Consider the following 18,403-nt stretch of genomic DNA (forward strand, 5'->3'; position numbering starts at 1 on the left):
TACAGATCTCCCAGGCAATCGCAAACCGCCCGCCCCCCGGTAGGAGCGAGCTTGCTCGCGAAGGGCCACCTCTTGTGAATTTGTCCCGCTGTGGTAGTGTCAGTCTTCATCGGCCGAAGCCGAACCGTCAAAACCCCGCCCTTGGGCGGGGTTTTGCTTTATTCGATCTGCAAAAAGGAGTCTTACCGGATCATGAGCACCAAGCCCTCCCTCACCCTCACCCGATTGGACGTGCAGCGTCTCGAGCGTCTGATCGACAGTCTCGATGAAGGTTTTCCGGGTGTGCTGGCCCTGCAGGGCGAGCTGGACCGTGCCGAGCAGGTGGTCGGTCACGAGGAAATCCCGGCCGGCGTGGTGACCATGAATTCCCGCGTGCACTGCCGCGAGGAAGCTACCGGCAAGGACTACCACCTGACGCTGGTCTACCCGAAGGACGCCGGCAAGGAAGGCAACGTGTCGATCCTCGCGCCGATCGGCTGCGCGCTGCTGGGCCTGTCGGTAGGCGAGCAGATCGACTGGCCGGCGCCGGGTGGCAAGACCCTCAAGCTCAAGCTGCTGGAAGTCGAATACCAGCCAGAAGCCGCAGGCGATTTCGACCTCTGATCAGGCCGCCGCCAGCGCCTGGTTCAGTAAGCGCTCAAGCTCCTGCTTGTAGCGCAGGTAGAGAATGCTCGAACCCTGACCATCGGCGAGCAGGTCCGACAGGTCCAGGTCAGTGATGTAGCAACGATAGCGCTGGGCATCCCGGCGCTGCTCGATGATTTCCCGGGCGACCACGGTGTAGAGCTGGTCGCCGTGATCCAGTTCGGAAAACTCTTTCTGATTGCAGTACAGCGTGACGTGCAGCGCATCGTCGGCGGCTGCCTGGATGATCGCCTGAACTTCGTAGTAAGGCTGATCCAGCGCCAGTTCCGGGGCCTGCCACGGTTCGACCTGGCGGGCGCGGCCCGTGCCCGAAGGCAATAGCCGGTAATAGAGGATGTCCAGTGGATGGGCTTGTTGCTCGTCCATCGGCAACCGCGCATTGCGCCGGAACACCACCGACTGCAAGAAGCGCTGCAGCGGTAGCAGCAAGCTGCTGTCGTCGTGGAACGGCAGGCGTTGCTGCCACAGCACGTTGTACTCATCCAGCACGTAGACGTCCGCCAAGGCGTCCTGCACCCGGTAGAAAACCTGGATGCACTGCGGCTGCCCCAGCGGCAGAACCAGCGCCAGGTCGTGGTCTTCCAGCACGTTGCCGTCCAGCGCCAGCGGGCTGTAACTGCTGCGTTCCTGCCCGAGGTAGGTAAGCAGGCGCGCCTGGCTCTCCAGAGACACCAGGTTCACGCCGCTGGCGAGCAGTTCCAGCACATGGGTGTGCTGCTGGACTTGAATCAGGTAGCGATAGTCGAGGTGCTGGTCGTGGAGCGACTGAGCGGTGGTGAACACTTCTTCCACCCGTTGGGCAATCGCCAGCGCGCGGTTGTGACAGAAGCTGCGCACCCGCAGACCTGGCCGGTGCCGCGCGTGCGCGGGGGTATCGTCGAGGCTGTTGAGGTAGTCGCGCAGGCAGCGCAGTAACGCATGCTCGCCGTCGTAGCGCAGCACCTGCACTTCGTTCCAGCTATTGAGGGTGATCTGGTCGAGGGTCAGCACCAGGTTTTCCCGCACGCCGGCGTAGCTCAGCGAGTCGGTGCGCTCGGTGGTCATCAGGATGTTCAGGTCGCGGTGATGACGCAGCGGATCGACACCGACGTTCACCAGCAACAGCACGTTGTCCGCCACGCTCGGTTGCAGCAGACGCGCATCGCTGACGGTGCTCAGCGGCAGCACCACGCTCTGTTGCAGGCTGCCGATCAGGTTGAATAGCTCGTACTCGCTCAGGTCGCTGCTGCCCGGGTGCAGGGCCAGCCGTGTGGAGCTGTCGATGACGCCGTTGCGATGGGCCCAGGCCAGCAGGTCGAGCAGGTCGCGGCTGCGCTTGATCGGCGTGAAATGCTCCCACTCATGGGCGGTCAGGTTGCCGTTGTACAGCCCCCAATGGGTTTGCCCGGGTTCCTTGCGGTCGGGCGACTGGACCACGGTCAGGGTGTCTTCGGCCAGGTCCGGGGCGACGCCCGGGTTGACGAACTCGACCTTGCCGGCGCGTCGCTCGAAGGCGGCATACAGGCGCCGGCCGAGGATGTTCAGGTCGCGCTGGTTGATGCTGGCGGTGGCGCCCAGGTTGCGTGCGAACTGATCGAGGAAGCGGTAGCTGTGGTTCAACTCGGCCACCAGCACCCGCCGCTCGGCCGCGACCTGACGCACCTTCCATTGACTGCGGCTGTCCAGGAGCGCCAGTTGTCGTTCGTCCCAGCCCCATTCGTGGGTCAGGCGCTCCAGCAACGCGGACTGCCAGTTGGAACGCTGCCGCGCCAGTTGGCTGATCTTGCGGTTCACCTTCAGGTACAGGCTGCGCCGCACCAGTTCCAGGCGCTGGTGTTCGCCTCGGCGTTGCAGGTATTGCTCGATGCGCCGGTACACCATCATGTACGGGTCGAGTTCGTCCAGGTCCAGCACGTTGGCGAACACCGCCTGTTTGAAGTGCAGGCTCAGGCAGCGCACGTCCGGGTGTTCGCTGGCGTAGACCTCGGTCAGCAGCAGCTTGAGCACGGACTTGTAGGGCGATTCGATGCCCTTGAACAACTGCCACAAGCCGGCGCCGACAAACTCGCCGGGCGGGATGTGCGACAGGTTGCCGAGGTCGAGCACTTCGTCGCCGGGCACGAAGCGCTTGGACAGCAGGGTTTCGGTGTAGCGGGCGTAGTTGGCCTCTTCGTAGACCGGCACCAGCCACCACAGCGGTGTGCGTCCGGCCAGCCAGATGGCGGTGCGGTAGAACTCGTCCAGCAACAGGTAATGCTGGGTAGTACCACAGTCGTCGGAACTGAGGCGGCTTTCGCGCTCGCCGGTGATGAACTGCCGCGGTTCGATCATGAACAGGTGCGCTTCGGCGCCCTGGCTGGCGGCCCAGATTTCCAGCAACTGGCATTTCTTGCGCAGCTCGGCCACCGCGGCCTCGCCCAGGTCCGGGGCGTGGCAGACCCAGATGTCCATATCACTTTGCTCGGCCTGGGCCAGCGTGCCCAGGCTACCCATCAGGAACAGGCCGTGGATCGGCAGCCATTGCTCGCCGCGTTTGGCTTTGTAGGAAAACGAGCGGGTCAGGCGCTGCGCATCGGCCAGGGCCAGGGGCGTCGGTTCATAAGCGGACACGCCGGCAGGCGTCGTGCCGGACACATAACCGGGCAGCAGCGGATGGTTGACGTGGAAGAACAGCGGCAGCAGGGTCAGGACCTGTTGCTGGCGGCTGGAAAGTCCTTCCATGGCCCGCGCCAGGCGCCCTTGGTTCAGGTCCAGGAAGCGCTTGCGCAGTTGGCTGAGGACTTTTCGATCGATGCCCTGATCGAGGTTCGGGCGGATTTCCTGGGGGTGATTCATCGCGAGCTTTAAACCGGCCGTCATGAAGGCATGGGCGAGTTTAGCCGTTGTCGCGTTGTAGGAATAAGCGCTATTTGATTTTTGACGTCAGATTTCCAGCGCCGTTTGTCGGCGCCACCGAATCTGTCGTGACAAGCCCGCAGTAAGCGCGGGCTTGTCGGAGGAGGGAGGCGGTCAGGCCGGTTCGGCGACGTTCAGGATGGTCAGCAATTGCTGGGTTGCTTCTGCGGCATCGTGGCCCAGTTGAGTGAGGTAGCCGCCATCGGGCTGGTCGATCAGCTTCTTCTCGTAGAGGCGCTTGGCCGCCGCGATGATATGGGGAGCGGCGGTGTTGTGGACTTTGAGTCCTTCCTGAGTGCTGTCGAGATTGAACAGCGCGAGGATTTCCAGTTCGGCAACCAAATCGGGGGTAAACGACATAGATACTCCGGACTTCAAGAAAAAGGAGGGCGGCACCTCTGCGGATGCCTGGTTTTGCAGTGTAGTCAGCCTCGCCTGGCTTTGCGTCAGTCTTTCTCTGGCGGCAGCTCGGGCAGGGCGCGCAGCGCGGTTTCATACCATTCGGTGTTGAAGGCGCGGTCATCTTCAAGCATGGCATCGATTTCGATGGCCAGGACATGGGCCATCAGGTTGAGGATGTCTTCACGCTCATAGCCCACCAGGGTCAGCTTGTTGAACGCCGCCTTGGCTGCCGGCGGTTCGCCGCTTTCAATCTGGTTTTCGATGGCTTGGGTCAGGGTCGATTCGGCGAAGGCTTCTTCATCGTCGGTGTCGATATCGTGGTCGCTCATGGGCGCGCTCCTCGGGATGAGGCAGCCAGTTTGCCACGGCCTTGGAGACAATGCCGGGGTATCTGCCGCTTGGATGATGCTGGTCAGTACCAGGCATTGGGTCTATAACACCCCGGCCAACCCCTTACGGCCTGGAGGCTGTTTTCATGCTCAAGCTTCATGGATTCGCAGTCAGCAACTACTACAACATGGTCAAGCTGGCACTGCTGGAAAAAGGCCTGCCGTTCGAGGAGGTACTGTTTTTTGGCGGTCAGGCGCCAAGCTCGCTGAAAATCAGCCCGCGGGGCAAGGTGCCGGTGCTGGAGACCGAGCACGGCTTCCTCAGCGAAACCGACCTGATCCTCGATTACATCGAGCAGACCCAGCCGGGCAAGGCGTTGCTACCGAGCGAGCCGTTCGCCCGTGCCAAGGTGTGGGAGCTGGTCAAGGAGATGGAGCTGTATATAGAGCTGCCGGCGCGCGCGTTCTACCCTCAGACCTTCTTCGGCGCCGAGGTGCCCGAGGCGATCAAGGAAAAGGCCTGGACCGAATTGCAGAACGGCATCGCAACCCTCAAGCGCAACGGGGTGTTCACCCCTTACGTCGCGGGTGAGAGCCTGACGGTGGCGGATATCTTCTTCTGCTTCAGCGTCGATCTGGCCCGTGCCGTGGGCAAGAAAGCCCATGGCGTGGACTTGCTGGAAGACTTCCCGCAGGCCAGCGCACTGTTGGAGCAGTTCGCACAGAACCCGCATGTGCTGGCGATCAATGAAGCCAAGGCGGCGCAGTTCCCGACCTTCCTGGAGCAGGTGGTCAAGGCGCGTAGCTGAGAAAATCTTGCGGGCCTCATCGCCGGCAAGCCGGCTCCCACTGCGGGAGCCGGCTTGCCGGCGATGGGTTACCGATCAGCGGCTGGCCAGCAAGGCCTGGCCGCGGGCCACGGCAGCGCGAACCTGCGCCGGCGCGGTACCACCAATATGGTCGCGGGCGTTGACCGAACCTTCCAGGGTCAGCACCGCGAACACGTCCTGCTCGATCTGGTCGCTGAACTGACGCAGTTCGTCCAGGCTCATCTCGGCCAGGTCCTTGCCGGTCTCCACACCGTATTTCACTGCATGGCCGACGATTTCGTGGCAATCACGGAACGGCAGGCCGCGGCGTACCAGATAGTCCGCCAGGTCGGTCGCGGTGGAGAAGCCGCGCAGGGCTGCTTCGCGCATTACCGCGTGACGCGGCTTGATCGCCGGGATCATGTCGGCGAAGGCACGCAGCGAGTCACGCAGGGTGTCGGCGGCGTCGAACAGCGGTTCCTTGTCTTCCTGGTTGTCCTTGTTGTAGGCCAGTGGCTGGCCTTTCATCAGGGTCAGCAGGCCGGTCAGGGCGCCGAACACGCGGCCGGTCTTGCCGCGAACCAGCTCGGGAACGTCCGGGTTTTTCTTTTGCGGCATGATCGAACTGCCGGTGCAGAAGCGATCCGGCAGATCAATGAACTGGAACTGGGCGCTGGTCCACAGCACCAGTTCTTCGGAGAAGCGCGACAAGTGCATCATCGCCACGCTGGCGGCGGCGCAGAATTCGATGGCGAAGTCGCGGTCGGACACGCCGTCCAGCGAGTTGCCGGCCACGGCTTCGAAGCCCAGCAACTGGCAGGTCAGTTCGCGGTCGATCGGGTAGGTGGTGCCGGCCAGCGCGGCGCTGCCCAGCGGCATGCGGTTGGTGCGCTTGCGGCAGTCGACCAGGCGCTCGTAGTCGCGGCTGAGCATTTCGAACCAGGCCAGCAGGTGGTGGCCGAAGGTCACGGGCTGCGCGGTTTGCAGGTGGGTGAAACCGGGCATCACGGTTTCCGCTTCGCGCTCGGCCTGCTCCAGCAGCCCCTGCTGCAGACGGGTGATTTCAGCGAGGATCAGGTCGATTTCGTCACGCAGCCACAGGCGGATGTCGGTGGCCACCTGGTCGTTGCGGCTGCGCCCGGTGTGCAGCTTCTTGCCGGTGATGCCGATGCGGTCGGTCAGACGCGCTTCGATGTTCATGTGCACGTCTTCGAGGTCGATGCGCCAGTCGAAGTTGCCGGCCTCGATCTCGCCCTGGATGGTCTGCAGGCCGTCGATGATGGTGTCGCGTTCGGCGTCGGTGAGCACGCCGACCTTCGCCAGCATCGTGGCGTGGGCGATCGAACCCATGATGTCGTGGCGGTACAGGCGCTGGTCGAAGGTGACGGAGGCGGTGAAGCGGGCGACGAAGGCGTCGACGGGCTCACTGAAGCGGCCGCCCCAGGACTGGTTGGTCTTGTCAGTGCTCATGGATTCGCTCGTTGAAGGCGTGAACGGGAAAAAGTGCCGCAGATGATAACAGGGTTGCCGGCTGCTACGAGGCCCGGAAGTCGGCACGAATGCGGGTTGGTGTCGCAGCTGCACGGGATATTTATCGATTGAACGGCAGTGTTCCGGCAACCGTCTACAGTTGGACAAAGGATCGGCATGTTTGCTGTCGAACCAGTGAATCTTTAGCCATCGTGCGAGTCTGAGCGTGGATCGCCGTGACGGTCGTCACCTCACCTGTCTACGTTACCCTTGTGCGAGACTCACGCAGGAATCCAGCGCAATATGAATGTCCTGATCGTTGATGACGAACCCCAAGCCCGCGAACGCCTGAGCCGGCTGCTCGGCGACCTGGAGGGCTATACCGTGCTGGAGCCCAGCGCCACCAATGGTGACGAGGCTCTGGCGTTGATCGACAGTCTGAAGCCCGACGTGGTCCTGCTCGACGTGCGTATGCCGGGTGTTGACGGCCTGCAGGTCGCTGCCCGTCTTTGCGAGCGCGAATCCCCGCCGGCCGTGGTGTTTTGCACCACGGACGACGAGTTCGCCGTGCAGGCCCTCAAGGACAGCGCCGTGGGCTACGTGCTCAAGCCGGTGCAGGGCGAAGACCTGCACAACGCCCTGCGCAAGGCCGACCGGCCCAACCGTGCGCAACTGGCGGCTCTCACCCGCCCCGCCGCCGAAAGCGGCAGCGGCCCGCGCAGCCATATCAGCGCGCGGACTCGCAAAGGCATCGAACTGGTCCCCCTCGACCAGGTGATCTACTTCATCGCTGACCACAAATACGTGACCTTGCGCCACGAAGGCGGCGAGGTCTTGCTGGATGAGCCGCTCAAGGCTCTGGAAGACGAGTTCGGCGAGCGTTTCGTACGCATCCACCGCAACGCGCTGGTGGCCCGCGACCGCATCGAGCGCCTGCAGCGAACGCCGCTCGGGCACTTCCAGTTGTTCCTCAAGGGGCTCAACGGCGATGCGCTGATCGTCAGCCGGCGTCATGTGGCGGGTGTGCGCAAAATGATGCAGCAGCTTTAGGGCGGGGCAGGAAAGCCAGGCGACCAGGGATGGTCACTTTTCAGATGACATAGATCTGCAAGAGGCTTTGGCGGAGCTGTTATTATCCGGCGAATCTTTCTGCTACGGATCGTTCCATGTCCACTCGCGAAATCCGCATTGCCACTCGCAAAAGTGCCCTTGCCCTGTGGCAGGCCGAATATGTCAAAGCCCGTCTGGAACAGGCCCATCCGGGACTGATCGTGACCTTGGTGCCGATGGTCAGCCGTGGCGACAAGCTGCTCGATTCGCCGCTGTCGAAAATTGGCGGCAAGGGCCTGTTCGTCAAGGAACTGGAAACCGCGCTGCTTGAGCAGGAAGCCGACATCGCTGTGCATTCGATGAAGGATGTGCCGATGGATTTCCCCGAAGGCCTGGGCCTGTTCTGCATCTGCGAGCGCGAAGACCCACGCGACGCCTTCGTTTCCAACACCTTCTCCAGCCTCGAAGCGCTGCCGGCCGGCAGCATCGTCGGCACCTCCAGCCTGCGCCGTCAGGCCCAGTTGCTGGCACGCCGGCCCGATCTGGAAATCCGCTTCCTGCGCGGCAACGTCAACACCCGCCTGGCCAAGCTGGATGCCGGTGAGTACGACGCGATCATCCTCGCCGCCGCCGGCCTGATCCGCCTTGGTTTCGAAGACCGCATCACCGCCTCCATCAGCATCGACGACAGCCTCCCGGCGGGCGGCCAGGGCGCGGTGGGCATCGAGTGCCGTAGTGCCGATCACGAAATCCACGCCCTGCTGGCGCCGCTGCACCATGCTGACACCGCCGACCGCGTCAGCGCCGAACGCGCGCTGAACAAGCACCTCAACGGTGGCTGCCAGGTGCCAATCGCCTGCTACGCCGTGCTTGAAGGCGAGCAACTGTGGCTGCGCGGTCTGGTGGGCGAGCCCAGTGGCGGCGCGCTGCTCAGTGCCGACGCCCGCGCCCCGCGTGCGCAAGCCGAGGCGCTGGGTATCCAGGTCGCCGAGGCACTGCTGGCGCAAGGCGCTGGCGACATCCTCAAGGCTGTGTACGGCGAGGCCGGTCACCCGTGACCTGCTGGCGGCTGCTGCTGACCCGGCCCGCCGAGGACTGCGCGGCGCTGGCCGCCACCCTCGCCGAGGCGGGTGCATACGGCAGTTGCATGCCCCTGCTGGAAATCGAGGCGCTGACGGTCCTGGATCAGTATCAGGCGCTGATACACAACCTCGATCGCTACTGCGCAGTTATCGTGGTCAGCAAACCGGCAGCCCGGCTTGGCCTCGAGTTGCTTGCCGAGCACTGGCCGCAGTTGCCTGAACTGGCCTGGTTCAGTGTCGGTGCCGGCACTGCCGGCGTGCTCGAAAGCCATGGTCTGACGGCGCACTTTCCCGACAACGGCGATGACAGCGAAGCCCTGTTGCGCTTGCCGCAATTGCAGGCGGCGCTGACCCGTCCGGCACCGCGCGTGTTGATCCTGCGCGGTGAAGACGGTCGCGAACTGCTGGCCTCGCAGTTGACCGCGCTCGGTGCACATGTCGACTATCTGCCGCTGTACCGCCGTGGCTTGCCGAACTACCCTGCCAATACCCTGACGCAGCGGGTCTCGGCGGAACGCCTGAATGGCCTGGTGGTCAGCAGTGGACAGGGTTTTGAACACCTGCGGGCGCTGGCCGCGCAGGATTGGCCGCGTCTGGCGCGGTTGCCCTTGTTCGTACCGAGCCCGCGGGTGGCTGAAATTGCCCGCCAGGCCGGTGCGCAGAACGTGGTGGATTGTCGCGGCGCCAGTGCCGCGGCTTTGCTGGCGGCGCTGCGGGAAACCCCTGCACCCGCTTTCTAAGGCGCTAAGCTGATGCGACGCGCCCCAATGCAAAGGATGGATACGTGAGCGAAACAGCCTTGCCCAACGATGATCTGCAAACGACGTCCGAGGCTTCGACGAAACCCGCGCCCGAGTCATCCGGGCGCTCTGGCAATGGTCTGGCGATCCTCGCCCTGCTGCTCGGCGCCGCGGGTGTGGCTGCCGGAGGCTGGGGGTTATGGCAGGTTCGTCACTTGCAGCAGTCGAGCCAGCTCCAGGTTGACCAGGTACGTCAACTGAACGAACAGACCGAAGCCCTGCAGGCCCGTGAGCAGCAACTCTCGGCCCAATTGAGCAGCCTGCCGCCGGCCAGCGAGCTGGAAGACCGCCGCCGTCTGGTGGCGCAATTGCAGGGTGATCAGCAACGCCTGAACCAGCGCCTCGAAACCGTGCTCGGAGCCAGCCGCAAGGACTGGCGCCTGGCCGAGGCGGAGCACCTGCTGCGTCTGGCCAGCTTGCGCTTGTCCGCCTTGCAGGATATCGCCAGCGCCCGCGCGCTGGTCGAAGGTGCGGATCAGATTCTGCGTGAACAGAGCGACCCCGCTTCGTTCGCCGCCCGCGAGCAACTGGCCCGCAGCCTGGCCGCGCTGAACAGCGTGGAGCAGCCGGACCGCACCGGCTTGTTCCTGAAGCTGGCCGCACTGCGTGAGCAGGTGGTGCAGCTCAATGTGCAGGCGCCGGAGTTCAAGGCTGGCGGTGAATCCTTGTCCGGCCTGACTGCCGATGGCGATGGCGTCAGTCGCTGGTCGCAATGGTGGGAGCAGATCTCCCGCTACTTCCGCATCGATTTCAATGCCGATCAGAACATCAAGCCGCTGCTCGCCGGGCAGGCGCTGAGCCAAGTGCGCCTGGCCCTCAGCCTGGCGCTGGAGCAGGCGCAGTGGGCTGCACTCAATGGCGAAGCGAAGGTCTACACCCAGGCACTGGATGAGGCCCGTGGTGTGCTGCTGGCCAACTTCAACCGCGATAACGACCAGGGCCGCTTGATGCTCGACCAGCTCAATGCTTTGGTGAAGGCGCCGGTGACGGTGGTGACGCCGGACCTGGCCGAAAGCCTCAGCGCCGTGCAGGCGTACCTCGAGCGGCGTCATATGCCGGCCGAGGAAGCGGTACTGCGTCAGCCCGTCGAAGATAAAACCCCGGAGGCCAAGCCATGAAGCGCGCCTACCTGCTGGTGGTGGTGGCGATCGTCGTCGCCACCCTGTTGGGTATCGCCGTGGCCCGGCACAGCGGCTATGTCCTGATCGCGTACGATACGTTCCGATACGAGTCGAGCCTGTGGGCGACCCTCGCGTTGGTGGCGGCCGTGATTCTGGCGTTGTGGTTGCTGCGCGTGGTGATCGGTCTGGTGTTCACCTCCACCGGGCTGGTCAATCCATGGTCGCGGCACAACCGTAGCCGCCGTACCCGTATCGCTATCGAGCAGGGCCAGATGGACCTCGCCGAAGGTCGCTGGGCCAGTGCGCAAAAACACCTGCACCGCGCCGCCGAGGCTGAACGCCAGCCACTGCTGTACTACCTCGGTGCAGCTCGTGCCGCCAACGAGCTGGGCCGTACCGAAGACAGTGACAACCTGCTGGAGCGGGCGCTGGAACGTCAGCCACAGGCGGAACTGGCCATCGCCCTGACGCACGCGCAGCTACAGGTCGATCGCGGCGATACCGAGGCTGCGTTGGTCACCCTGCAGGCCATGCATGAGCGTCATCCGCACAACGCGCAGGTACTGCGTCAGTTGCAGCGTCTGTACCAGCAGCGTGGCGACTGGTCGGCGCTGATTCGGCTGATGCCGGAGTTGCGCAAAGACAAGGTGCTGTCGGCGAAGGAGCTGGCGGACCTCGAGCGTCGTGCCTGGGGCGAGAACCTGAGCCTGGCGGTGCAGCGCGAGGACGATGGTCAGGCAGCCCGGCAATCGTTGGAGCGTGCCTGGCAACAACTGACCAACGCCCAGCGCCAGGAGCCGCAACTGGTGCTGGCCTACGCCGAGCAACTGCGCCAGTTGGGCGCCGAGAGCACTGCGGAGGAAGTGTTGCGCACCGCGCTCAAGCGTGAGTACGAAAGCCATCTCGCGCGCCTCTACGGCCTGGTGCGCGGCAGTGATCCGGCGCGCCAGTTGCAGACCGCCGAAGGCTGGCTCAAGACGCACGCCGACGATCCGAGCCTGTTGCTGACCCTGGGCCGTCTGAGCCTGCAGAACCGTCTGTGGGGCAAAGCCCGCGACTATCTGGAAGCCAGCCTGCGCCTGCAACGCAACCCGGAAACCTGCGCCGAACTGGCGCGGCTGTTGGCCGGTCTGGGCGACAACGAGCGCAGCAACGTGCTGTTCCAGGAAGGCCTGGGCCTGCTCGACGAACGCCTCTTGGCGTTGCCGCTGCCGGATCCGGTGCGGGCGTGATCGACGCCGCGGGCTGACCGGCAGGGTTGGTCCGCGGTGGTTGCAGGGTAATTCTTCCTGCGCAGGTTTGAGGATTTTTCCTATCCTGTTCAGCGAAAATTCCAGAAAAATCAGCGATTTGTCTACTTGGTTGCTTCTTGAAACAACGGGGGCGTTTCCTCTACCGTTGCGCAATCTCTTTCCTGCCTTGGTTTTGCCATGCCGTTGGCTTGTCTGCGTTCAATCTTCTTCCCGGCTTTCCTGGCTTCTTTTCTGGTGCTTTGCGGCGCGTTTTACCTCGAATTCGGTCTGGGGCAGGTTGCCTGTCCGCTGTGTCAGGGGCAGCGACTGTTGCTGGCGGGGTTCTCACTGGTCTGCCTGTGCGGGCTGATTCATCGCCCGCCCCACCGGGTTGCTCGCAGGTATCTCGGGTTGTGCCTGGCTCTGGCCATTGCGGGTGCGCTGCTCGCAACCCGGCATGTTTGGCTGCAGGGGCTTTTTCCTACTGGCGACACGCCTTGCCTGCAGTCGATGGACTATCTGGTCGAGCAGGGAAGCCTCGAAGAGTGGTTGCAAGGCATGTTGGTGGGGGCGGCCGAATGCGTGCCGATCACCTGGAGTTTCATGGACCTGAGTGTGCCGGAATTGAGCCTGCTGGCGTTTCTCGGGCTCGGTGTGATGGTGGTGTCGAGATTGTTACCTTGGCGTGAGGTGAACCCGCCCAACCCGGCGCGGTCATGAAAGGGGGCCGCCGGTCGTTTGAATCACCGGTGGCGATGCGTCGCAGGCTTAAACACTTGTATGAAACTAGTCACCTGCGTACCTTGAAGCCAAGGGCGTGCGGGAATAATCTCCCCTGCACGCATACCGAAAACACTGCTGCTCAATGCCGTTCTGCCGTTATTCCTTTTTGTATCTCAGCCTTGAGATACGGGGCGCAGGGGCACGACCCACTAGGGATGAGACCGCCATGTTAGATAGTTGTCAGAATGCTCAGGAACGCTGGGGTGGGGTTCACAAGCTCATTGACCGCTGGCTGAACGAGCGCGGAGAGTTGGTAACTGCGTTCCGCGAGTTGCGCGATGCCAAGCAGGCATTTGCCGACAAGAAAGCCAATGGTCGCTTCTGCGAGATTCTCGTGGATTATGTTTCCGCCTGGCACTTCGAAATCTGTGAACAGCTGGTCAGCGAAGCCAAGGCGTTTGGCGATGATGGTGGGCTGAAACTGGCCGAACAGATCAACCCGCGCATCAACGACAGCACTCAGCTCGCGTTGACCTTCAACGACAATTGCCACAAAGGTGAATGCAAGGACGCCGAGCGTTTCGCCGAAGAGCTGAGTAAGCTCGGTGGGCAGTTGCGCGAGCGCTTCGAGCTGGAAGACTGCCTGATCGAGGTGCTGCACACCGCGCACAAGGAAGAGGTTGCCACTCAGGCCTGATCCATGTGCGATGACGTTGCCGGCCTGTCAGTCGGCAACGTTGAGCAATTCAATCTCGAATACCAGCGGCGTGTACGGCGCGATCAGATCGCCCGCACCGTCCGCCCCGTAGGCTTGCGCCGAAGGGATTACCAGGCGGTACTTCGAACCTGTCGCCATCTCCGGCAACGCCGTTTGCCAGCCTTCGATCACACTGCCCAGTTTGAACCACTGCGGTTGGTTGTTCTGATCGAACACCGTGCCATCCGGCAATTTCCCCACATAACGAACCTGCACCCTGCCACCCGTTTTCGGCTTGGCGCCGTTGCCTGCTTGCAGCTCGGTCATCAGCACGCCGTCACTGAGTTCACGCACACCGGCGCGGCCGCGCTCGTTGGCCATGAAGCGCTTTTCCGCTGCCAGTGCCTGCTCGACCTGCGATTGCGCGGCGGCGGCAGTGGCCTGCTCGTCGTGCCTGGCGAGGACGGCATCGATACGCGCCTGGCTCAGCGCCAGCGGCTTGTTCTGATAAGCCTGTTGCAGTCCCTCGATCAGCGCCTGGAGTTGCAGCCCCGGAACCTCCTGGCGCAGGCGCTCGCCCAGGCTGGCGCCAAGGCTGTAGGCGAGGTCGTGATCCGATGTGGCGGGGGTGTTCTGTTCCGCGAAAGCCGGCGGCAGCATGAGGACTAATGACAGCAACAAATAGCGCGGCACGGGCAGGCTCCGAAAAGACCGAAGAAGAGTTTCGAGCGGTGTTGATTATGCCGTCGGCATGGAGCAATTAGTTAATTATCGGCAGTCGGAAATACAGCATCTACACTTGTTTTCGAGCTGCAGCGATAACAACTTTGCCCAGGCATGCAACGCGGCGTCTCCCTTGCGGTCAACATGCCCTAGCGGCGATAGCAGCACAGGTCTAGTATGAGCCGCAATTTCGTCAGCCAGGAGGTAAGCCATGTCGGCCAACAAGAAGCCAGTCAATACGCCTTTGCACCTGCTACAACAACTCTCGGGCAGCCTGCTCGAGCATTTGGAGAACGCCTGCTCGCAAGCGCTGGCTGATGCGGAAAAACTCCTGTCCAAGTTGGAAAAACAACGTGGCAAGGCTCAGGAAAAACTGCACAAGTCTCGCCTCAAACTTCAGGATGCTGCTGCCGTTGGTAAAGCCAAGGCGCAGGACAAGGCAAAAAGTGTAGTAAGTGAGTTGGAAGGACTGCTCGAGTCGTTGAAAGAGCGTCAAGCGCAAACCCGGACTTATATTGCTGAACTCAAGCGTGATGCGCAGCAAAGCCTGAAGCTGGCGCAGGGTGTCGGCAAAGTTCGTGAAGCCGCGTCCAAGGCTCTGTCCACTCGCGCACCGGCCAAGCCTGTCGCGAAACCAGCCGCCAAGACTGCTGCCAAGCCAGCCGCAAAAGCCGCTGCTGCCAAGGCGCCGGCCAAAACTGTCGCCAAGCCTGCTGCTGCCAAGCCTGCCGCCAAACCCGCCGCGAAAGCTGCTGCTGCCAAGGCCCCGGCCAAAGCTGCCGCCAAGCCGGTAGCTGCCAAAGCCGCTGCCAAGCCAGCCGCAAAAGCTGCTGCCGCCAAGGCGCCGGCCAAGCCAGCCGCCAAACCGGTAGCTGCCAAAGCCCCAGCCAAGCCAGCCGCGAAAGCCGCTGCTGCCAAGGCGCCGGCCAAACCTGCTGCCAAGCCGGTAGCCGCCAAAGCTCCAGCCAAACCGGCTGCCAAGCCTGCCGCAGCCAAAGCGCCTGCCAAGCCTGCCGCCGCCAAACCAGTAGCCGCCAAACCGGCCGCCGCCAAAGCCCCGGCCAAGCCAGCAGCCAAACCCGTCGCCGCCAAGGCACCGGCCAAACCGGTAGCCGCGAAGGCTCCAGCCAAGCCAGCGGCCACCAAGGCGCCAGCCAAACCGGCTGCTGCCAAAGCGCCAGCCAAACCCGCCGCCGCCAAGGCTCCTGCCAAGCCAGCAGCAGCGAAACCTGCCGCCAAGCCCGCTACCCCTGCCGCTACACCAGCACCAGCACCAGCACCGGCAGCGTCGCCGGCTCCTGCGGCGTCCGCTCCAGCCAGCGCTCCAGCAGCAACCACTCAATCTCCGTCGACGGCTTCCTGAGTCGTCACCACTGCGGCGCGCAGCACCTGCAGCGCGTCGTGGTGATGGGAGATGGCCGGCGCCAGCCGTGCCAGCCAGCTATCCGGCGGGGCTTTGTCCCCGTCCGGCCAGCCGGCACAAATACCCTGTAAACGTTCCAGTTGCAGGCGCTCCGCATCCAGTTCCAGCCCCTTGATTCGCTCGCGCAACGCCGCCAGTTGGCTGTCCGCAGTCGCTTGCGCGCGCCATTGCTGTCGCAGTGACCTCAACGGTTGCACCACCTCGCGCTGCCACGGGCCAGACAGTTGCCGCAATTGCTCGGTGCGCTCATCGCTGGGCACGACTGCGCGTCGGTCCAGCCACGCCGCGCACAGCAGCAGGCAGACATCCGCGCCCTGCGCCTGGAGTTCCAGGCAGGCTTGTTCCACGCCAGGCCGGGCATAGAGCCCGATGGCGAAATTCCACAGGTCGGTGTGCATGGTCCCACTCGCGCCAGTTGCCATCGAAGCTGGTAGACTCCGCGGCCATTATGATCAGACTCTCGAACCTCACTTTACAGCGTGGTCCGCAACGCCTGCTAGAAGGCGCGGAGCTCACCCTGCACGCCGGCCATAAAGCCGGTTTGATCGGTGCCAACGGCGCCGGCAAGTCCAGCCTGTTCGCCTTGCTGCGCGGCGAGCTCACCCCCGATGCCGGCAACTGTCAGTTGCCCGGCGACTGGCGTATCGCCCACATGCGCCAGGAGGTCGACACCCTCGACCGCCTGGCCGTGGACTATGTGCTGGACGGCGATGTGCACCTGCGCAAGGTCCAGGACGCGCTTGTCGCCGCCGAAGCCGCCCATGACAACATCGCCCTGGCGCGACTGCATATCGAGCTCGACAGCGCTGACGGCTACACCGCCGATGCGCGGGCGCGCAAGCTGCTGGCCGGACTGGGCTTCAGCAACGAGCAGATGGACCGCCGTGTCGGCGACTTCTCCGGTGGCTGGCGGATGCGCCTGAACCTGGCGCAGGCACTGATGTGCCCCTCCGACCTGCTGCTGCTCGACGAACCCACCAACCACCTGGACCTCGACGCGATCCTCTGGCTGGAAGACTGGCTCAAGGGCTACCCCGGCACGCTGCTGCTGATCTCCCACGACCGTGATTTCCTCGATGCCGTGGTCGATCACGTCGCCCATGTCGAGCAGTGCAAGCTGACGCTCTACCGCGGCGGCTACAGCGCCTTCGAGCGGGCCCGGGCCGAGCGCCTGGCGCAACAGCAGCAGGCGTACGAGAAGCAACAGGCGCAGCGCGCCCACATGGAAAAATACATCGCCCGGTTCAAGGCCCAGGCGACCAAGGCCCGTCAGGCGCAGAGCCGGATCAAGGCTCTGGAACGCATGGAAGAACTGTCGGCGGCCCACGTCGACTCACCGTTCGACTTCGCTTTCCGTGAGTCCGAGAAGATCTCCAGCCCGCTGCTCGACCTCGCCGAAGCCCGCCTGGGTTATGGCGACAAAACCGTGCTGGAGAAGATCAAGCTGCAACTGGCACCGGGTGCCCGTATCGGCCTGCTGGGCCCGAACGGCGCGGGTAAATCGACGCTGATCAAAAACCTCGCGGGCGAGCTGGAGCCATTGGCCGGTCGCCTGGTCCGTGGCGAGAATCTGGTGGTTGGCTACTTCGCCCAGCACCAGCTCGACTCCCTCGACAGCAAGGCCAGCCCGTTGCTGCACCTGCAGCGCCTGGCACCCACCGAGCGTGAGCAGACGCTGCGCGACTTCCTCGGCGGTTTCGATTTCCGTGGCAATCGCTGCGATGAGCCGGTGCTGAATTTCTCCGGTGGCGAGAAAGCCCGCCTGGCCCTGGCGCTGATCGCCTGGGAGCGGCCGAACCTGCTGCTGCTCGACGAACCGACCAACCACCTCGATCTGGAAATGCGCCTGGCGCTGACCATGGCGCTGCAGGAATTCAGCGGCGCCGTCGTGGTGGTTTCTCACGATCGTCATCTGCTCAAGAGCACCACGGACGAGTTCCTGTTGGTCGCCGACGGCAAGATGGAAGCCTTCGATGGCGACCTCGACGATTACGCTCGCTGGCTGGTGGAGTATCGCCAGCGCAACGCGCCGGTCAGTACGACGTCGGCCAACCCCGACAAGACCGACAAGAAGGCCCAGCGCCAGGCCGCCGCAGCCCTGCGCCAACAATTGGCGCCGCACAAGCGCGAGGCCGACAAGCTCGAAGCCGAGCTGGGCAAGCTGCACGCGGAACTGGCGAAAGTCGAAGCGAGTCTCGGCGACAGCGGTGTTTACGAGGCCGCCCGCAAGGACGAACTGCGTGACCTGCTGGCCCGTCAGGCCCAGCTCAAAAGTCGCGAGGCAGAACTGGAAGAAGCCTGGATGGAAGCGCTCGAAGTGCTGGAAAACATGCAGGCGGAGCTGGAGGCATTGTCCTGATGGAGTCGTTGCGGCAGATGTTGCCGGTGGAGTGGATCGGACCGTTCTGGATGGGTTTGCAGATCCTGCTGATCCTGGTGGTGGCGTTCGTTCTGCAACGCGTGGTTGCCCGCTGCCTGAAACGCCTGAGCGAGCGCTACCCGCTTCCGCCGCAACTGATGGTGCCGCTGCGCGGTGGTTTGCGCTGGCTGATCATGGGCAGCGCGTTGCTGTTTGTGCTGGAGCGTCTCGGGGTTTCCGCCACGGTGTTGTGGACGGCGCTGTCGGGCTTTGTCGCGGTCGCTGCGGTGGCGTTCTTCGCGATCTGGAGCGTGCTATCGAACCTGCTGTGCGCGGTGTTGATCTTCACCGTCGGCCCGTTCCGCATCGGCGACGTAGTGGAACTGGTCGACACCACCGACAAGCCGGGCATCAAGGGCCGGGTCACGGCCATCAACCTGCTGTTCACCACCCTGGTGGAACTGCCGGAAACCGGCGGCGCGCTGGTGCAGGTGCCGAACAGCCAGTTCTTCCAGAAGTCCGTGCGGCGCTGGCGCGGCACTGATGTCTTGCCACTGGTGACCGATGACAAGTCGAGCGGTCATTGAGCGGTCGCTGCAAAATTTTGTGGTGATTTTTTTTCCGGCGGATTAGCGTGAGGCCTTGAACCGATTTTTTGGCCGAG

Annotated in this window: 18 protein-coding genes and 1 pseudogene; 13 read left to right on the forward strand and 6 right to left on the reverse strand. The window is 63.6% G+C overall.

Annotation, left to right across the window (positions count from 1 at the left end; genetic code table 11):
* Positions 1-192 precede the first annotated feature (192 nt).
* Positions 193-603, forward strand: coding sequence for a nucleoside diphosphate kinase regulator (gene rnk, locus DM374_RS15850; RefSeq protein ID WP_110970713.1), 411 nt, complete (start codon positions 193-195; stop codon positions 601-603).
* On the opposite strand, the gene DM374_RS15855 is transcribed toward rnk, so the two are convergent.
* The 3 genes from DM374_RS15855 to DM374_RS15865 all read right to left on the reverse strand — a co-directional run bounded on the left by DM374_RS15855 (position 604) and on the right by DM374_RS15865 (position 4,250).
* Entirely contained in the window at positions 604-3,459 is a 2,856-nt protein-coding gene (locus DM374_RS15855) for a class I adenylate cyclase (RefSeq protein ID WP_110970714.1), read from the reverse strand.
* A 174-nt stretch (positions 3,460-3,633) separates the two neighbouring features.
* Positions 3,634-3,879: a TIGR02647 family protein gene (locus DM374_RS15860; protein WP_110970715.1), complete on the reverse strand. Its 246-nt coding sequence runs from the start codon at positions 3,877-3,879 to the stop codon at positions 3,634-3,636.
* A gap of 86 nt (positions 3,880-3,965) precedes the next feature.
* Positions 3,966-4,250 carry a hypothetical protein gene (locus DM374_RS15865; protein ID WP_110970716.1) on the reverse strand — a complete coding sequence of 95 codons (285 nt, stop codon included), beginning with the start codon at positions 4,248-4,250 and terminating at the stop codon, positions 3,966-3,968.
* A 146-nt stretch (positions 4,251-4,396) separates the two neighbouring features.
* Here DM374_RS15865 and DM374_RS15870 point away from each other — a divergent pair, with 146 nt between their 5' ends.
* On the forward strand, positions 4,397-5,059 hold the full coding sequence (locus DM374_RS15870) for a glutathione S-transferase family protein (protein ID WP_110970717.1): 663 nt from the start codon (positions 4,397-4,399) through the stop codon (positions 5,057-5,059).
* Between the two features lie 75 nt (positions 5,060-5,134).
* Here the strand turns inward: DM374_RS15870 and argH are convergent, their stop codons facing one another.
* Complete coding sequence (argH, locus tag DM374_RS15875) at positions 5,135-6,529, reverse strand: argininosuccinate lyase (RefSeq protein ID WP_110970718.1); 1,395 nt, start codon at positions 6,527-6,529, stop codon at positions 5,135-5,137.
* A 199-nt stretch (positions 6,530-6,728) separates the two neighbouring features.
* Between argH and DM374_RS15880 the strand changes: the two are divergent.
* The 8 genes and pseudogenes from DM374_RS15880 to rsd all read left to right on the forward strand — a co-directional run.
* A pseudogene (locus tag DM374_RS15880) lies at positions 6,729-6,836 on the forward strand (sensor histidine kinase); the annotation flags it as partial.
* Positions 6,833-7,579: a LytR/AlgR family response regulator transcription factor gene (locus tag DM374_RS15885; protein ID WP_110970719.1), complete on the forward strand. Its 747-nt coding sequence runs from the start codon at positions 6,833-6,835 to the stop codon at positions 7,577-7,579. The pseudogene DM374_RS15880 and the gene DM374_RS15885, both read left to right, overlap by 4 nt.
* A gap of 116 nt (positions 7,580-7,695) precedes the next feature.
* A complete protein-coding gene (hemC, locus tag DM374_RS15890) occupies positions 7,696-8,637 on the forward strand; it encodes a hydroxymethylbilane synthase (protein WP_110970720.1) in 942 nt (313 codons plus the stop codon).
* Positions 8,634-9,401: a uroporphyrinogen-III synthase gene (locus DM374_RS15895; RefSeq protein WP_110970721.1), complete on the forward strand. Its 768-nt coding sequence runs from the start codon at positions 8,634-8,636 to the stop codon at positions 9,399-9,401. The genes hemC and DM374_RS15895 overlap by 4 nt, the downstream gene beginning before the upstream one ends.
* Before the next feature lie 44 nt (positions 9,402-9,445).
* Positions 9,446-10,579, forward strand: a complete 1,134-nt coding sequence (locus DM374_RS15900; protein ID WP_110970722.1) for a uroporphyrinogen-III C-methyltransferase — start codon at positions 9,446-9,448, stop codon at positions 10,577-10,579.
* Complete coding sequence (locus DM374_RS15905; protein WP_110970723.1) at positions 10,576-11,814, forward strand: heme biosynthesis protein HemY; 1,239 nt, start codon at positions 10,576-10,578, stop codon at positions 11,812-11,814. Before DM374_RS15900 ends, DM374_RS15905 begins: the two co-directional genes overlap by 4 nt.
* Before the next feature lie 198 nt (positions 11,815-12,012).
* A complete protein-coding gene (locus DM374_RS15910) occupies positions 12,013-12,534 on the forward strand; it encodes a disulfide bond formation protein B (RefSeq protein WP_110970724.1) in 522 nt (173 codons plus the stop codon).
* Positions 12,535-12,763: 229 nt separating this feature from the next.
* Positions 12,764-13,234: a sigma D regulator gene (rsd, locus tag DM374_RS15915; RefSeq protein WP_095156461.1), complete on the forward strand. Its 471-nt coding sequence runs from the start codon at positions 12,764-12,766 to the stop codon at positions 13,232-13,234.
* A gap of 27 nt (positions 13,235-13,261) precedes the next feature.
* Here the strand turns inward: rsd and DM374_RS15920 are convergent, their stop codons facing one another.
* Entirely contained in the window at positions 13,262-13,927 is a 666-nt protein-coding gene (locus tag DM374_RS15920) for an FKBP-type peptidyl-prolyl cis-trans isomerase (RefSeq protein ID WP_110970725.1), read from the reverse strand.
* Positions 13,928-14,168: 241 nt separating this feature from the next.
* On the opposite strand from DM374_RS15920, the gene DM374_RS15925 reads away from it, so the two are divergent.
* The gene (locus DM374_RS15925; RefSeq protein ID WP_110970726.1) at positions 14,169-15,320 is read left to right on the forward strand and encodes an AlgP family protein; all 1,152 of its coding nucleotides are present in this window, start codon (positions 14,169-14,171) and stop codon (positions 15,318-15,320) included.
* Here DM374_RS15925 and DM374_RS15930 read toward each other — a convergent pair.
* On the reverse strand, positions 15,296-15,778 hold the full coding sequence (locus DM374_RS15930; protein WP_110970727.1) for a TIGR02444 family protein: 483 nt from the start codon (positions 15,776-15,778) through the stop codon (positions 15,296-15,298). The genes DM374_RS15925 and DM374_RS15930 overlap by 25 nt on opposite strands.
* 50 nt (positions 15,779-15,828) lie before the next feature.
* Here DM374_RS15930 and DM374_RS15935 point away from each other — a divergent pair, with 50 nt between their 5' ends.
* Entirely contained in the window at positions 15,829-17,739 is a 1,911-nt protein-coding gene (locus DM374_RS15935; protein WP_110970728.1) for an ATP-binding cassette domain-containing protein, read from the forward strand.
* Entirely contained in the window at positions 17,739-18,326 is a 588-nt protein-coding gene (locus tag DM374_RS15940; protein ID WP_110970729.1) for a mechanosensitive ion channel family protein, read from the forward strand. The genes DM374_RS15935 and DM374_RS15940 overlap by 1 nt, the downstream gene beginning before the upstream one ends.
* The last annotated feature ends 77 nt before the right edge of the window (positions 18,327-18,403 follow it).

Origin of the sequence: Pseudomonas huaxiensis, from assembly GCF_003231275.1 — a bacterium.
Classification (GTDB): domain Bacteria; phylum Pseudomonadota; class Gammaproteobacteria; order Pseudomonadales; family Pseudomonadaceae; genus Aquipseudomonas; species Aquipseudomonas huaxiensis.

Excerpts from the sequence above, each read along its gene's own strand:
- rnk (WP_110970713.1), top strand. The coding sequence starts at position 193 with ATGAGCACCAAGCCCTCCCTCACCCTCACCCGATTGGACGTGCAGCGT.
- DM374_RS15855 (WP_110970714.1), bottom strand. The coding sequence starts at position 3,459 with ATGAATCACCCCCAGGAAATCCGCCCGAACCTCGATCAGGGCATCGAT.
- DM374_RS15860 (WP_110970715.1), bottom strand. The coding sequence starts at position 3,879 with ATGTCGTTTACCCCCGATTTGGTTGCCGAACTGGAAATCCTCGCGCTG.
- DM374_RS15865 (WP_110970716.1), bottom strand. The coding sequence starts at position 4,250 with ATGAGCGACCACGATATCGACACCGACGATGAAGAAGCCTTCGCCGAA.
- DM374_RS15870 (WP_110970717.1), top strand. The coding sequence starts at position 4,397 with ATGCTCAAGCTTCATGGATTCGCAGTCAGCAACTACTACAACATGGTC.
- argH (WP_110970718.1), bottom strand. The coding sequence starts at position 6,529 with ATGAGCACTGACAAGACCAACCAGTCCTGGGGCGGCCGCTTCAGTGAG.
- DM374_RS15885 (WP_110970719.1), top strand. The coding sequence starts at position 6,833 with ATGAATGTCCTGATCGTTGATGACGAACCCCAAGCCCGCGAACGCCTG.
- hemC (WP_110970720.1), top strand. The coding sequence starts at position 7,696 with ATGTCCACTCGCGAAATCCGCATTGCCACTCGCAAAAGTGCCCTTGCC.
- DM374_RS15905 (WP_110970723.1), top strand. The coding sequence starts at position 10,576 with ATGAAGCGCGCCTACCTGCTGGTGGTGGTGGCGATCGTCGTCGCCACC.
- DM374_RS15910 (WP_110970724.1), top strand. The coding sequence starts at position 12,013 with ATGCCGTTGGCTTGTCTGCGTTCAATCTTCTTCCCGGCTTTCCTGGCT.
- rsd (WP_095156461.1), top strand. The coding sequence starts at position 12,764 with ATGTTAGATAGTTGTCAGAATGCTCAGGAACGCTGGGGTGGGGTTCAC.
- DM374_RS15925 (WP_110970726.1), top strand. The coding sequence starts at position 14,169 with ATGTCGGCCAACAAGAAGCCAGTCAATACGCCTTTGCACCTGCTACAA.
- DM374_RS15930 (WP_110970727.1), bottom strand. The coding sequence starts at position 15,778 with ATGCACACCGACCTGTGGAATTTCGCCATCGGGCTCTATGCCCGGCCT.
- DM374_RS15935 (WP_110970728.1), top strand. The coding sequence starts at position 15,829 with ATGATCAGACTCTCGAACCTCACTTTACAGCGTGGTCCGCAACGCCTG.
- DM374_RS15940 (WP_110970729.1), top strand. The coding sequence starts at position 17,739 with ATGGAGTCGTTGCGGCAGATGTTGCCGGTGGAGTGGATCGGACCGTTC.